The organism is Lentisalinibacter salinarum (assembly GCF_040706555.1).
GTDB classification, from domain to species: domain Bacteria; phylum Pseudomonadota; class Gammaproteobacteria; order Steroidobacterales; family Woeseiaceae; genus Lentisalinibacter; species Lentisalinibacter salinarum.
Genome location: NZ_JAPDRH010000004.1, coordinates 234,290 through 247,748 on the forward strand (window position 1 = coordinate 234,290; position 13,459 = coordinate 247,748).

General features: G+C 62.2%; 10 protein-coding genes and 1 riboswitch. Of the genes, 7 read left to right on the forward strand and 3 right to left on the reverse strand.

From position 1 onward, the window contains the following. The first annotated feature begins 2 nt into the window (after positions 1-2). The 3 genes from ACJMKZ_RS16740 to ACJMKZ_RS16750 are packed head-to-tail and all read left to right on the forward strand — an operon-like array spanning position 3 to position 2,385. The gene (locus ACJMKZ_RS16740; RefSeq protein ID WP_405234365.1) at positions 3-785 is read left to right on the forward strand and encodes a sugar phosphate nucleotidyltransferase; all 783 of its coding nucleotides are present in this window, start codon (positions 3-5) and stop codon (positions 783-785) included. A 12-nt stretch (positions 786-797) separates the two neighbouring features. Then, on the forward strand, positions 798-1,457 hold the full coding sequence (locus tag ACJMKZ_RS16745; protein WP_405234366.1) for a PIG-L deacetylase family protein: 660 nt from the start codon (positions 798-800) through the stop codon (positions 1,455-1,457). A gap of 46 nt (positions 1,458-1,503) precedes the next feature. Continuing rightward, the gene (locus ACJMKZ_RS16750) at positions 1,504-2,385 is read left to right on the forward strand and encodes a phytanoyl-CoA dioxygenase family protein (protein ID WP_405234367.1); all 882 of its coding nucleotides are present in this window, start codon (positions 1,504-1,506) and stop codon (positions 2,383-2,385) included. Positions 2,386-2,429: 44 nt separating this feature from the next. Here ACJMKZ_RS16750 and ACJMKZ_RS16755 read toward each other — a convergent pair whose 3' ends face one another. Then, a complete protein-coding gene (locus tag ACJMKZ_RS16755; RefSeq protein WP_405234368.1) occupies positions 2,430-3,653 on the reverse strand; it encodes a pyridoxal-dependent decarboxylase, exosortase A system-associated in 1,224 nt (407 codons plus the stop codon). After that, entirely contained in the window at positions 3,650-5,236 is a 1,587-nt protein-coding gene (locus tag ACJMKZ_RS16760; protein WP_405234369.1) for an acyl-CoA ligase (AMP-forming), exosortase A system-associated, read from the reverse strand. Before ACJMKZ_RS16760 ends, ACJMKZ_RS16755 begins: the two co-directional genes overlap by 4 nt. 190 nt (positions 5,237-5,426) lie before the next feature. On the opposite strand from ACJMKZ_RS16760, the gene ACJMKZ_RS16765 reads away from it, so the two are divergent. Further along, entirely contained in the window at positions 5,427-6,545 is a 1,119-nt protein-coding gene (locus tag ACJMKZ_RS16765) for an NAD(P)/FAD-dependent oxidoreductase (protein ID WP_405234567.1), read from the forward strand. On the opposite strand, the gene ACJMKZ_RS16770 is transcribed toward ACJMKZ_RS16765, so the two are convergent. Beyond that, positions 6,538-7,242, reverse strand: a complete 705-nt coding sequence (locus tag ACJMKZ_RS16770) for a putative Ig domain-containing protein (protein ID WP_405234370.1) — start codon at positions 7,240-7,242, stop codon at positions 6,538-6,540. The genes ACJMKZ_RS16765 and ACJMKZ_RS16770 overlap by 8 nt on opposite strands. Before the next feature lie 85 nt (positions 7,243-7,327). Then, positions 7,328-7,412: riboswitch (cyclic di-GMP riboswitch) on the reverse strand. Between the two features lie 454 nt (positions 7,413-7,866). Between ACJMKZ_RS16770 and ACJMKZ_RS16775 the strand changes: the two genes are divergently transcribed. The 3 genes from ACJMKZ_RS16775 to ACJMKZ_RS16785 all read left to right on the forward strand — a co-directional run bounded on the left by ACJMKZ_RS16775 (position 7,867) and on the right by ACJMKZ_RS16785 (position 13,284). Next, positions 7,867-10,776, forward strand: a complete 2,910-nt coding sequence (locus ACJMKZ_RS16775) for a PQQ-dependent sugar dehydrogenase (RefSeq protein ID WP_405234371.1) — start codon at positions 7,867-7,869, stop codon at positions 10,774-10,776. Between the two features lie 52 nt (positions 10,777-10,828). Continuing rightward, the gene (locus ACJMKZ_RS16780) at positions 10,829-11,614 is read left to right on the forward strand and encodes a sulfotransferase domain-containing protein (protein ID WP_405234372.1); all 786 of its coding nucleotides are present in this window, start codon (positions 10,829-10,831) and stop codon (positions 11,612-11,614) included. Positions 11,615-11,775: 161 nt separating this feature from the next. Then, positions 11,776-13,284 (forward strand): asparagine synthetase B family protein, encoded by a 1,509-nt coding sequence (locus ACJMKZ_RS16785; protein WP_405234568.1) that lies wholly within the window; start codon positions 11,776-11,778, stop codon positions 13,282-13,284. The last annotated feature ends 175 nt before the right edge of the window (positions 13,285-13,459 follow it).

Sequence of the window (13,459 nt, forward strand, 5' to 3'; positions counted from 1 at the left end):
GCATGAAAGTTGTACTTTTTTGTGGCGGATTCGGCACTCGGCTCCGGGAGCATTCCGACGTGATCCCGAAGCCACTTGTGGACGTTGGGAACCGCCCGATCCTGTGGCACCTGATGAAATACTATGCGTATTTCGGGCACAAGGACTTCATCCTCTGCCTCGGTTACAAGGGGGAGCTGATCAAGCAGTTCTTCCTCGACTACAATAGTTATCTGTACCGCGATTTCACGATGGAAGAGGGCGGTAACAGACTGACACCGGCAGTGAGCGATATAGCCGACTGGTCCATCCAGTTCGTCGATACCGGGTTACACGCGAACATCGGTCAGCGTTTGCGGAGCGTGCGGGATTTGCTCGAAGGAGAGGATATCTTTCTGGCGAACTATAGCGACCAGCTCTCGAATTTTCCGCTGCCGGATCTGATTGAATTCCATCGGAAGAAGGGGATGGTGGCCAGTTTTCTCAGTGCGAAGCCTGCACAATCCTTCCATCAGCTCGAGGTCGACGACGACGGCGTGGTGACCCAGTTCGGAGCGGCCGCGGTTGCGGACTACTGGATCAATGGCGGCTACATGGTTCTGAGTCAGGGGATCTTCGATTATCTGGAAGAGGGGGACGAACTCGTGGAGGAGCCCTTTGCCCGCCTCATGGCCGAGAGACGCCTCGGATCGTTGAAATATGATGGCTTCTGGGCGGCGATGGATACTTTCAAAGACAAGATCATGTTCGACCGTATGCATGGTCGCGGTGACCGCCCGTGGGAAGTCTGGCCCAACGGCACCTAGGAGATAACGAGGATGATCGGATTGGAGATAGGTGGGTTTTCCGATCGTGCGATCAGGATACTGTGTGTCGGGGCTCACAGCGACGATATCGAGATCGGGGCCGGCGGAACGATCCTGGAGCTGGCCCAGCAGTATCCCGCCGCTCACGTCTCCTGGCATGTCCTGTCAGCCGAGGGTCAGCGCGCCGATGAGGCGCGAGACAGTGCCGCCTACTTTACGAGTGGTTTCGCAAAGGCGGAGATTCACATTCACGAATTCCCGGACGGTACATTCCCGGCGCAACTCGGGGCGATAAAGCGGACCCTCGAGGCGGCGAGGGCGAGTTTCCCGGCTCACATCGTGTTCACCCATTATCGAGGGGACCTGCATCAGGATCACCGTACGGTTGCAGAAGTGACCTGGCAGACGTTCCGTGACCATTTGATTCTCGAGTATGAGATTCTGAAATTTGATGGCGATCTCGGTGTGCCAAACGCCTATGTCCCCGTGAGCGATGAAGTGAGGGGAATCAAGCTGGAGGGGCTTCGGCGCTTCTTCGAGACCCAACGGGATAAGGACTGGTTTACCGATGATGCGCTCTCCGCGTTGTTGCGTATCCGGGGTGTGGAATGCCGCTCACGTAGCGGATACGCTGAGGCTTTCTACTGCCGCAAAGCCGTAATTTTCCGTTGATTGTCGCCCGTAGGGTCTCGCGGACGATTGCTGGAGGTAATCTCTGATGGCCGAGATACACTTCGATTCCCCGCTCAGTGATCCAGAGCGCCGTGAGGCTCTCTATCGTGGAGCAATCTTTGTATATCGTCCGACCGATCTCGCTCGAGAATTCTGTGCTTTCGCGGATGGTCTCATTGCTGAAGCTTTCGACGGACTGGACCCCGAAACAGCCCAGCATCATCTACCGGTTGAGCGCTACATCGAGATCCTAAAAGAGTTGAAACCGCACTTCATTCATCATCCGGAATCGAAACGGTACGTCGCCGCGATTCTCGCCGAGCGAGGCTGCGATCCCGCCGATACGTACTTCGACGTGCCGCGGATGCGGTCCTCTACAAGTGATGGATATCTCACCTCCGGGATCGCCTATGCGTGGCATCCGCATAGAGATACCTGGTATTCGGCGCCGGAGAGTCAGATCAATTGGTGGACGCCGATTTACCCGATAACCCCGGGGAATGGCATGTCTTTTTATCTGGAGTTCTTCGACAAGGTGGTTCCGAACGACAGCGACGGGTATGACTATGCTGTCTGGAATGCCAAGCATCGATTCGCCGCGGCTAGCCAGGTCAAGAAGGATACCCGGCCGCTGCCGGGGCCGAAGAACGAGATCGACGAAAGCAAGGCGACTACCCTGGTCTGTGACGTCGGGGGACTCATCGTATTCTCTGCGGCCCAGCTGCATGCGAGTGTGCCGAACGTTTCCGGCAAGACCCGTTTCAGCATCGATTTCCGTACGGTGAATCTGGGCGACTGCCGCAACCGCGTTGGTGCTCCGGCGCAGGACGTGGCCTGTACGGGATCCTCGATTCGGGACTTCAAGCGAGCCCAGGACCTCGAGGATATTCCCGACGAAGTGGCTCTGGCCCTGGAAGGTGGCGCCTAGAGCGGAAGTCTGCCTCTATGCGGCGCCGATGGTCTCTCGCCGATTTACAGGAGAATTTCGCTGCAGGTGGGGTGCGACAGGAACCGCTCGGGGCTGGCGGTTTTTCCGTAGGCGCCGGACTGCAGAATGCCAACGAGCGAGCCCGCTTCCAGTTGATGGATCGTCACCTTGTCGCCGAGCAGGTCCAACGGTGTGCAGAGAGGACCTACCACAGTCACCGGTTCTGCGGTGTCACGCCGTTCGATCGCCACGACAGGGTAGTTCTTCCGGATAACCTGTCCGAAATTGCCGGAAGCCGCCAGATGATGGTGGAGGCCGCCATCCGTGATGGCATACCGGGTTCCCCGGGATTCCTTGATGTCGATGATCCGGCAGACGTAGATGCCCGCCTCACCCACCAGGTAGCGACCCAGTTCCATGATGATCTCGGGGTCCCCGAGCGCTTTCCTTAGCCTCGAGACCGCCTCGTCGGCCGGCGCCGAGATTGCCGCCAGATCGAGCGGCTGCTCCTTTGGGAAGTACGGTATGCCGAGGCCTCCGCCCAGGTTCACGAAGGAGATATCGAGGTCCGTCGAGTCGGCCAGCTGGATGACCAGGTCGACGGTACTGGTCATCGACTCGATGATGGCCTCTGCCCGCAGGTTCTGGGAGCCCGAGTAGACATGGAACCCGCGAAAGTGCAGGTCGAGTGACTTGAGTTCGGCCAGCATCGCAGGCACCCGCTCGGCGTCGACGCCGAACGGCGAGGGCCGTCCGCCCATTTTCATGCCGGAGGTCTTCAGTTCGAACGGCGAATTCACCCGGATGGCCACGTTCGGGCGGCTGCCGTGCTTGCCGGCCAGGGCCGCGATGCGGCGCATCTCGCCCTCGGATTCCATGTTGATGGTGATGCCGGCACGGATGGCCGCCTCGAGCTCGAAGTCCAGTTTGCCGGGGCCCGCGAAGCTGACGTCGGCCGGATCCACGCCGGTGGCCAGAGCCACCTCGAGTTCGCCGGCCGAGGCTACGTCGAGGCCGTCGACCAGCCCGACCATGTGGCGGACGACCTCCGGCATCGGGTTGGCCTTCATGGCGTAGTGCAGGTGCAGCCCCTCGGGCAGGGCCTCCGTCAGCTCGGCGACCCGGGTCGACATCCGCGTGCGGTCATAGGCGTAGAAGGGCGTACCGGTCTCGGCGGCTATCTCGGTCAGCTTGCGTCCGCCCCAGAGCAGGATGTCATCCTCGTACCGGAGGCTGGCCAACGCCGGGTGTTCTTGCGTATCGGTCATCGGTCAATCGTTTCCTGGAACAGATCCTCGAGTTCGGTTGCGAGCCGCTTGCGGTCGATCTTGCCGTTGGGGTTGCGCGGCAGGGCTTCGCGGAAAACGATCTCCGCCGGCACCATGTAGTTTGGCAGGGACTGGCGGCAGGCCGCCAGTATCGCCTCTTTCGTCTCGTCCCCCGCTGCTTCCGAGTGGCAGGCGATGACGACCGCCTGTCCCAGATCGAAGTGGGGTATGCCGAGCGCCGCGCACTCGTTCACGCGCCCAGTGCCGTAGATCACCTCTTCCAGTTCCGTCGGACTGATGCGGTAGCCGGAAGACTTGATCATGTCGTCCTTCCGTCCGACGAAGTAGAGGAATCCGTCCTCGTCCTTCACGACCGTGTCGCCGGACCAGACGGCGACTTCCCGGAATGGCAGGCCGGCCGGCTGATTTGGCGCAGGGCGGAATCGGGCCGCGGTGCGCTCCGGGTCGTTCCAGTAGCCCAGGGAGACCAGGGCGCCGCGGTGGACGAGTTCGCCGGGTTCGCCAGGTGCACAGGGCGAGCCGTCCTCGCGAACGACCATGATCTCGGCATTGGGAATAGCCTTGCCCATCGAAGTGGGCCGCGCGTCCAGTTCTTCCGGCGGCAGATAAGTGGACCTGAAGGCCTCGGTGAGGCCGTACATGAGGTAGACGCGGGTGCTCGGCAGCCGCTGCCGCAATTCTCCGAGGGTCGCCGTGGGCATGGCGCCGCCGGTATTGGTGATGTAGCGCAGGCTCTGTACGGCGTCTTCCGGCCAGTCGAGCCGCGCGAGCTGGGTCCAGAGAGGCGGCACGCCTGCCAGGCCGGTCGCGCGGTAGCGGGCGGCTGCCTTCAGGACGTCGCGCGGCAGCAGATAGTCCATGAGAACCACCGAGGCGCCCACCGAGAAGGCCGTGGTCATCTGGCTGAAGCCGGCGTCGAAAGAGAAGGGCAGTACGGCGAGGATCACATCGTCCGCCGTGTTCTCGAGATATTCCGCCACACTGAGCGCGCCGGCCACCATGTTCCGGTGAGACAGCACCACGCCCTTGGGTTTGCCCGTGCTGCCGGAGGTGTAGAGGATCGCTGCCATGTCGGTGTCGATGCGGCGCACGGAGGTGCCGGGTTCGCCGGCTGTCAGATCCTTCCACGCCAGGGTCTGGACATGTCGCGGCGCCTCCATCCCGTCTGCGCCGGCCTCCAGGATGACGAGATGCCGCAGATCCGTGCAGTCGCCGAGGACTTCCGTGAGGCTCCGGGCCTGTGCCTCGGTGGTAACAAGGGCTGCGACATTACAGTCGCGCAGGATATGCGCCACCTGGGCCGGCTTCAGTGACGGATTGATCGGCACAAAGACGCCGCCGGCGTGCAGTGCGCCGAAGTAGGCCTGCACGGCCTGGATACGTTTGTTGAGATAGACGCCCACCCGCTCGCCGGGGCGCAGCCCCAGCGCAGTGAGACCAGTGGCGGTCCTGCCTATGCTGTCGGCCAGTTGGCCGTACTCAAGGCTCCCGTTACCCCGCAGGAGTGCGGGCGCGTCCGGCGTCCGCTCGGCCGCGGAGAAAATGAGTTCGTGCAAAAGCATGGCGTCTGATTGCCCTGGAGGAGACCGGTGGAACGATAAGAAAAGACTAGCAGAACCGCCCGTATTGTACGTGACGCTCTCCGCAGAATCCGCTGTGCGTCAGGTCCGGCGGGCATTGCCGTGAACTGCGTACTTGATCCCGTGGACGGGTCGGCAGAGACTCACGCACGAGTGAAAGGTGGCGTTCAGCATGGCCGATAAAGTCGATTGCGTAGTCGTGGGTGCAGGGGTCATCGGGCTTGCTGTCGGGCGCGCGCTGGCCATGCGCGGCCGTCAGGTCGTAGTGCTTGAGGCCGAAGAAGAGATCGCCGCGCACACGAGCAGCCGTAACTCCGAGGTGATCCATGCGGGAATCTACTATCCCCGCGGCTCGCTGAAGGCGGCGGCCTGCGTTGCCGGCAAGCAGGCGCTTTACGCCTATTGCGCAGAGCGTGGTATCCCGCACCGCAGGCTCGGCAAGCTGATCGTGGCGACCGCCGATGACGAGCTGGCATTGCTGGAGCGCTATCTTGCCAGCGCCCGGGGCAACGGTGTCCACGATCTCCGGTTGCTGAGTGCGAGCGAGGTCCGGGCGCTGGAGCCGGCCGTGCGGGCGGCAGGGGGGCTGCTGTCGCCGTCGACGGGCATTCTGGACTCTCATAGCCTCATGCAGGCGCTGCGGGCGGACTTGGAGGCGTGCGACGGCCTGGTCGTGTGCCGCAGCCGCGTGACCCGCGTGGATCCGGGAACGACCGGTTTTACCGTATACCTCGATGACGACGCCGGGTTCGCCGTCGAGTGTGACAGCCTCGTCAATTCGGCAGGGTTGTGGGCCACGCGCGTGGCCGGCACGATCACCGGCTTCCCGCGTGAGGCAATCCCGCGCCTGTACCTGGCCAAGGGTCACTACTTCACGCTGCACGGGCGTTCGCCGTTCAGCCGGCTGGTCTATCCCGTGGCCGGGGGCGGCGGCCTCGGTATTCACGTGACGCTGGATCTGGCGGGGCAGGCGAAATTCGGCCCCGATGTGGCCTGGATCGAGAGTGTCGATTACAGCTTCGACGAGGGCCGGCGAACCGCCTTTGCCGCTGCAATCCGGCGTTACTATCCGGACCTTGGAGATGAGGCGTTAGCACCGGGCTACACCGGCATCCGCCCGAAGCTGAGCGGGCCGGGAGGGGCCGCAGCGGATTTCCTGATCCAGGGGCCGGGCGACCACGGCATCCCGGGTCTGGTGAACCTTTTCGGCATCGAATCCCCGGGGCTGACGGCGGTGTTCCCGCTGGCCGAGCGGGCGACAGAGGCGCTCTCCCGCCCCGCCGTCAGTTGACGGACTTGACCGCCTCGCCGGAGAAGTCGCTCTCGATACCGGTTGAATTGAAGGCCGTGGCCGAGAAGTAGTAGGTGTTCGGGCTGAGGTTTTCCACCACGTAGGTGGTTAGGCCCGGATTGTCGATGGTGACGGTATTACCATAATTGCCCGAGCTGGTGCCGTAGTAAATCTTGTAGCCGGCGAGGTCGGTCAGCGCCGAGCCGTCGGTGTTCTCCGCTGGCGGCGTCCAGGAAAGCGTCACCGAGCCGGTGCCAACCTGGGTTACCGTCACCGAGAAGGCAAGCGAATCGGTGTCGGAGCCGTCGCTCGCGGTGATGCGGATGTTGCCGTAGGTGCCTTCATCCCCAGCCTGGGGTGTCCCGCTCAGGGCCCCGCTGGAGGCATTGAAATCGGCCCAGGACGGTTTGTTCTGGACCGTAAAGGTGATGGTGTCACCGTCGGGGTCCGAGGCATTCGGCTGGAATGAGTAGCTCTCGTCCACCTTGACTGAAGAGGGCGGATTGCCACTGATCGTTGGCGGGTTGTTGCCCGATGAGCCACCGCCGGGTGGCGGGCTCTGATTCGACCCGTCCCCGGCTGCGTCGGAGCCGCCGGACGAGCAGGCGGCCAGCCACATTGCCGCTGCGACGATGGCGGCGGTTCGCGAAATTGTCCCTCTCGCCTGAGTGCGTCTGTGCACGATGTCGATCTCCACCTGAGTTCAGATCCGAAGTCGGTCTGGGCGGAAGAGAGAGCCGGTGGAAACCGAGGCGGCCGACGGGTATGCCAGGCCTGATCAATTCGGTAACCCCGCTATCCTAGGCGTTCGCCCTTAGACCGGAAGCTTTGCGTCCCCGCCTTTCGGCGGGTTTGCCCTTTTCGGGTTCTCAGTTTCCCTGACATAACCCGATTCGGCAATCGGCATGTGACATAAGCGGGACCGCAGTTGCCGGAGTGTGACGAGAGTCACAGCTCACTTCTCGAACCCGGTCCGTTGCGCAATGGGGCGCCTGTCCCAGCCGGATGCGATTAAACCCCAGCCGATTTGTCGGTGCAAGGGCGTGGGCGAATTTTTTCTTATATAAATCATGGTCTTGGTGTCGCTCATTGGCGACACCTCAGCTAGAAATTACATTAAGTCACGATCGCAAGGATGGGACTGGACTTGGCAAAGACTCGGTCGCTCCCGGGTGGCAAATAGTCCGCTGCAGACTGACGCAGGAATCCTCGCGGGTGCCGTCCGCGTAGCGCGTCGTGTGGCACTCGTGACGCGGTGCAGCGATTCTGCGCAGCGGCGCTTGCAACGGTGCCGATCCGGGCATAGTTTCGACCCATTGACATGGCAGTCGAGGGCGACGTGATGACGGATATCGGTGGATTGCGGCACGCAGGGCTCTTGCTTGGCTGTCTGCTGGCGGCGGCCTGCGGCGGGAGTTCCGGCTCGGATTCCGGCGAGCCGGACCCCGACCCGGATCCCGGGCTGCCCTCGGCGAGCATCGACAACCCGACGGTGCAGGAAGGGGATTCCGGCACGGTCGACGCCACTTTCACGATCACACTCTCGGAGGGCGCGCCCGGTACGGCTTCCGTCCGCTACGAGACCGCGGACGGCACCGCCACCGCCGGAGAGGATTACACGGCCGTGTCCGGGACGCTCGACGTCGCCTCCGGGGCGACCAGTGCCACCGTGACCGTGCCGGTGCTCGGCGACACCCTGGACGAGGCGGACGAGACGTTCACATTGCGGCTGAGCGATGCGAGCGGTCTGGCACTCGCGAGTGCTGCCGCCGAGGCCACCATCGTGGATGATGACGATGCGCCGTCGCTGAGCATCGCCGATGCCTCACTGGCGGAAGGCGACGCCGGGTCCGCCCCGATGACGTTCACGGTGTCACTGGACGCCGAATCCGGTCGCACGGTCACGGTGGATTACGCGACCGCCGACGGCACGGCGGCGGCCGGAGACGATTACACGGCCACGACGGGTTCGCTGAGCTTCGGTGCGGGCATCACCGAACGCACGATCGAAGTCGCCGTGCTCGGCGATACGGTTGCGGAGGGGGACGAGACCTTCACGGTGACTCTCTCGAATGCCGACAACGCCACTCTGGCCGACAACGAAGGCACTGGCACAATCCAGGACGACGATGACGGCGCCGGCGGCCCGGTCTCGGGCCTCGACCAGCGCCCCTCCAACACCGCCTGCCTGGCCGGCGATGCGCCGGTGGAGGTCACCGGCATCGACACCGAGGTCGCCTTCCCCAGCCTGCCGGCGATCAGTCAGCCGGTGGCGCTGCGCCAGGCGCCCGGCGATGTCGGCCACTGGTATCTGGTGGAGAAAGCCGGCCGCATCCGGCGGTTCGAAAACTCGCCAGCGGTGGACAGCTACTCGACCGTTGTCGATATCAGCGCCCGGGTCAGCTCCGGCGCCAGCGAGGCCGGCCTGCTCGGTATCGCCTTCCATCCGGATTTCGCGACCAACGGGGAGGTGTATCTCTCGTACACCACGGGCAGCCTGACCTCCCGTATATCCCGATTCACCAGCCCGGACGGCGGTGTCACCCTCGATGCGGCCAGCGAGGAGATTCTGCTGACCCTCGATCAGCCCTACAGCAACCATAACGGCGGCAACATCCTGTTCGGCTCCGACGGCTTTCTTTACATCGGCTTCGGCGACGGCGGCAGCGCCGGCGATCCCCAGGACCTGGCCCAGAACACGACCACGTTGCACGGTGCGATGCTGCGGATCGACGTGGACAACGGCACTCCCTACGGCATTCCGGCCGACAATCCATTCGCGCCGAATGCGCTTTGCAGCGACGGGAACGGAGCGACGGATTGCCCCGAGATTTACGCCTGGGGGCTCCGCAACCCCTGGCGCTGGAGCTTCGACTCGGCCACCGATGCGCTCTGGGTGGGCGACGTGGGTCAGAACGCCTGGGAGGAGGTGGATATCGTCGAGCGGGGCGGCAATTACGGCTGGCGCTGCCGGGAGGGTGCCCACGACTACGACACCTCCGGCGTGTGCCCGGCGGGACTGATCGATCCGGTGATCGAGTACGACCACGGCGTCGGCCGCTCGATTACCGGCGGCTACGTGTACCGTGGCGCTGCCATCCCGGAGCTGGCCGGCCGCTATGTGTTCGCCGACCTGAACGGCAAGATCTTCGCCTCGGTGGACGACGGTGCCGGCGGCTACGGCTACGAGACGCTGCTCGCCACGGGCCATTCCATCGTCTCCTTCGCCGAGGACGAGAACGGCGAGCTCCTGTACATGGATTACGGCGCGAACACGGTGCGCCGGATCGTGGCGGCGGGCGGCAGCTCCAGCGGCTCGGTGGCGGATAATCTGTCGGAGACCGGCTGCGTGGATCCGGGCGATCCCACGCAGCCAGCGGCAGGCCTGATCCCCTATGAGCCCATCGCCGCCTTCTGGTCGGACGGCGCCGGGAAAGAGCGCTGGTATTCGCTGCCCGACGGCGCCACGGTCGACGTGGACGCCGAGGACGACTGGGTCTTTCCCGCTGGCTCCGTTCTCGTGAAGAACTTCCGTCTGGGCGGCGATCTCATCGAGACGAGGCTGTTCATGCGGCATAACGACGGCGACTGGGCCGGCTATACCTACGAGTGGAACGACGCGCAGACCGAGGCGACGCGGGTAGAGGGCGGCAAGACGAAAGACATCGGCGGGCAGACCTGGATCTATCCCAGCGGCGCGCAGTGCCTCGAATGCCACACCCAGGTGGCGGGCTTCTCGCTGGGCCTCGAGCATGCCCAGCTCAATAGTGAGTTCACGTACCCCTCGACGGGCATTACGGCCAACCAGCTGGTGACGGCTGACGAGATCGACGTGCTGGCCGCCCCGCTCGCCGATACGCCGGCCAACCTGCCGCGGTTGGCGGATCCGGCGGATACGTCAGCATCGCTGGAGGACCGGGCGAGGGCTTACCTCCACACGAACTGCGCCAATTGTCATCAGCCGAACGGGCCGACGCCTTCGAATATCGATCTGCGCTACTTCACGCCCCTGGCGCAGACCAATACCTGTGACGAGGTGCCACTGCAGGGTGACCTTGGCATTACGGAGGCGCGGATTATCGCGCCGGGTGATGCCAGCCGCTCGATTCTGGTGGTGCGGTCGAACCGAAGGGACGTTCATCGCATGCCGCCGTTGGGGAGCACTCTGGTGGACGGCTCCGGTATTCAGCTGCTTAGTCAATGGGTTGATAGCCTTGGGGGCTGCCCCTAAAGAAAGTAATATCATCCTCCGCTGCAGACCCTGGGCCAATTCGGAGATCCAGATGCCGTTGCTGCCTAATGACGAATTGCTCTGGTTTCTTTTTTCCGTCAGGAGACGATTTCGTCGGCAGGGCCCGTCTATCGTACTCACGTCGATGCCGAAGTCCGGTTCGACTTTTCTCAGTCGGGTATTGCAATCCGTTACAGGCTTTTCCGATGCCTATCTCGCATGCGCGTACGGCAATACTGAGCAGGAATTGTATCTTCCGAAGGTTATGGATGCCTGGGGCAGAGGAACCGTGACGCAGCAACACTTCAAGGCTAACCGGCACAACCTCAATCTGCTTGAAGCATTTGCTCTTCGACCTGTTGTCTTGGTCAGAAATGTCCTCGATGTGCTTGTCAGTATGCGTGACCACGCACTGCAGCCCGAACTCAACAGCCTGCCCGGTCTGTATCCGCCTTCCGGGTTTTCGGGTCTCGGGGAGGAACGACAATTTGATTTCCTCGTCGATTACGCAGCGCCATGGCTGATCTCGTTCTATGTCTCCTGGGAGCAGGTGCTGCGGAACGGGCGCAGTGAAGTTCTGTTGGTGCGTTACGAGGATGCGAAACAGGACTGGGCAGTAATGGGTGCGCGGATACTCGAGTTCTGCGGGGTGGAAATTGAGGCGGAGCGCATCTCCCGGACGGTGGATCGTCTGCAGAACGAGCGACCCGAGAACGTCCGCCGCAACGTGGGAATAGTTGGCCGAGGGTCACAAATGCTTACTGAATCACAACGGGAGAGGGTGGCGACAATTGCCTCACTATATCCCGATGTGGATTTTTCGCTCGTAGGCCTTTGAATATGCGACTCGCGTTAGTTCTGGGTAGAGATGAACCCGAAATTTTACTGAAGAATCAGTACCCGTCGCGTTCGTCTGAAGGCGCGTGTCGGGTGGGACAGTGTTCTGTCGCACTGTGGGGAGGATCCCTGCTGAGTCGGGACAACGCTTTTTTGGCGGTGATGGGCACGCCTCTAGGAGCGGGGCCTCTGCAAGTGCCAGCCGACTCCGGAAAGGCACGGCAGGTCTTTGGCACGTGGGACGGTATCTTCGCCGCGTTATATTGGAATGGTGACGAGGAGCGATTGATCGTCGCCACGGATTTCCTCGGTCTGTTTCCCCTCTACTACGCACGACAAGGGGGTTGCCTGCGAATCGCCACGCAGACACAGGCTTTCGGATCATCGGAGCCGGACCCCGGGAGTTGGGCCAGTTTCATACTGCTTGGCCATACTCTGGGAGATCGCACGTTATCGGCCGATATCCGCCGCTTCCCGCCTGGCAATACCAATGTTTTCGATGGACAAGGAAGATTGCTCGTGCAGAGCGAATCGTGGCGATATCCGGCGCGCTCGAATGTACATGGCGTGGCCGACGTGCTGGAGGCGGCACGTGAAAGCCGGGATCTGTATTTGGGACAGCAGCCGGCGGGACGGGCGACTCTTCTCTTGAGTGGCGGTTTCGATTCACGGTTTATTGGCTGTCTGCTCAGGGAACGTGATGTCGAGGCGACCGCTCTTATGGTCGACAATCCGGGCGAGCGAGCGAACGTAGAGGGCCTTCTTGCTCGACGTGTAGGCAGAGCCCTCGGGTTTCCGATCGCCACTCGCTGTGCCTCGAGGGATTTCTATTCGTCTTCGGAGTTTCTGAGTTATCTGCGATCGACCGATGCGGCAACACCAAGCCTCGGATTGTTCATTTCACAGATACATGCGTTCATCGAGGAAAATGGTCCTGTCTGGGAGGGACTTATCCCAGGCGCACTATTGGTGGATCTGCATAACCCCGGAGGGGGTTTCGCGGAATGGCGTCGATCGGAAGGAGCGACTTGGGAATCGGAAAAGTGGGTCGCGGCCAAGTCGGTGTTCAAGGAGCCCTTCCTCGATGCGATGCGCTCAGGGTTTGACGACCAGTGGCGTGAGGAGACCGCGAAATACTCGGACGATGCAGTCGGTATAGAGGAGTTTGTGCTGCGCAATCGTTCACGGAATCGGACGTCCATCAATCCACTGAAGGTGTTCGCTGTGGACCGCCCCGTCTACCTGATTGGTTCGACGCGCCACTTCGTCGAGGTCGCCGGTTCCATCCCCTTCGATCAGAAGTGCAATTTCCGGTTATATCGGGAGTTGATGGGGAGGTTTTCCGAGGTACGGAGTATCCCGTTTCTGTCCGGTGGTCAGTTGGTGAACGGTCCCCGGCCCTCAGCGCTCTATCTCCGTTATGCACTGAGAATCGGCGTTCACGAATTCGCGAGCAAGCGTCCTCGTCTCGGAAGATTGGTCCCCCATCAGTCCTTCGAGCGGTATTTCACCCCCTCAATATACGCTGAAGAAGGATTCCTCGGTGGGCGCGACGACACGTACGTTCGGGACGATTGTCTCTCGCCCGGCTCCGGCCTGTCCGCGAAGTGGCGGTTCCACTGGCTGGCCTGGCGTGACCTGCATTCTCATGCCAGGGAGGTATTCCATTGACGATCCGCCGGGATGACCAGGCTTGCACGACATTAACAACGCTGTGTCGGAAAACGTTACATCCCATGATGCCAAGGAATCTGGCAATAGAGGATAAGCCCCTGGTTTTGTTGCCCTAGCGAGTCATCGGCGTGCTTCTTGCATGATTTTGCCTGACAGCGACGTGCAGACATAA

Excerpts from the sequence above, each read along its gene's own strand:
- ACJMKZ_RS16740 (WP_405234365.1), top strand. The coding sequence starts at position 3 with ATGAAAGTTGTACTTTTTTGTGGCGGATTCGGCACTCGGCTCCGGGAG.
- ACJMKZ_RS16765 (WP_405234567.1), top strand. The coding sequence starts at position 5,427 with ATGGCCGATAAAGTCGATTGCGTAGTCGTGGGTGCAGGGGTCATCGGG.
- ACJMKZ_RS16785 (WP_405234568.1), top strand. The coding sequence starts at position 11,776 with ATGGGCACGCCTCTAGGAGCGGGGCCTCTGCAAGTGCCAGCCGACTCC.
- ACJMKZ_RS16775 (WP_405234371.1), top strand. The coding sequence starts at position 7,867 with ATGGCAGTCGAGGGCGACGTGATGACGGATATCGGTGGATTGCGGCAC.
- ACJMKZ_RS16780 (WP_405234372.1), top strand. The coding sequence starts at position 10,829 with ATGCCGTTGCTGCCTAATGACGAATTGCTCTGGTTTCTTTTTTCCGTC.
- ACJMKZ_RS16745 (WP_405234366.1), top strand. The coding sequence starts at position 798 with ATGATCGGATTGGAGATAGGTGGGTTTTCCGATCGTGCGATCAGGATA.
- ACJMKZ_RS16755 (WP_405234368.1), bottom strand. The coding sequence starts at position 3,653 with ATGACCGATACGCAAGAACACCCGGCGTTGGCCAGCCTCCGGTACGAG.
- ACJMKZ_RS16760 (WP_405234369.1), bottom strand. The coding sequence starts at position 5,236 with ATGCTTTTGCACGAACTCATTTTCTCCGCGGCCGAGCGGACGCCGGAC.
- ACJMKZ_RS16750 (WP_405234367.1), top strand. The coding sequence starts at position 1,504 with ATGGCCGAGATACACTTCGATTCCCCGCTCAGTGATCCAGAGCGCCGT.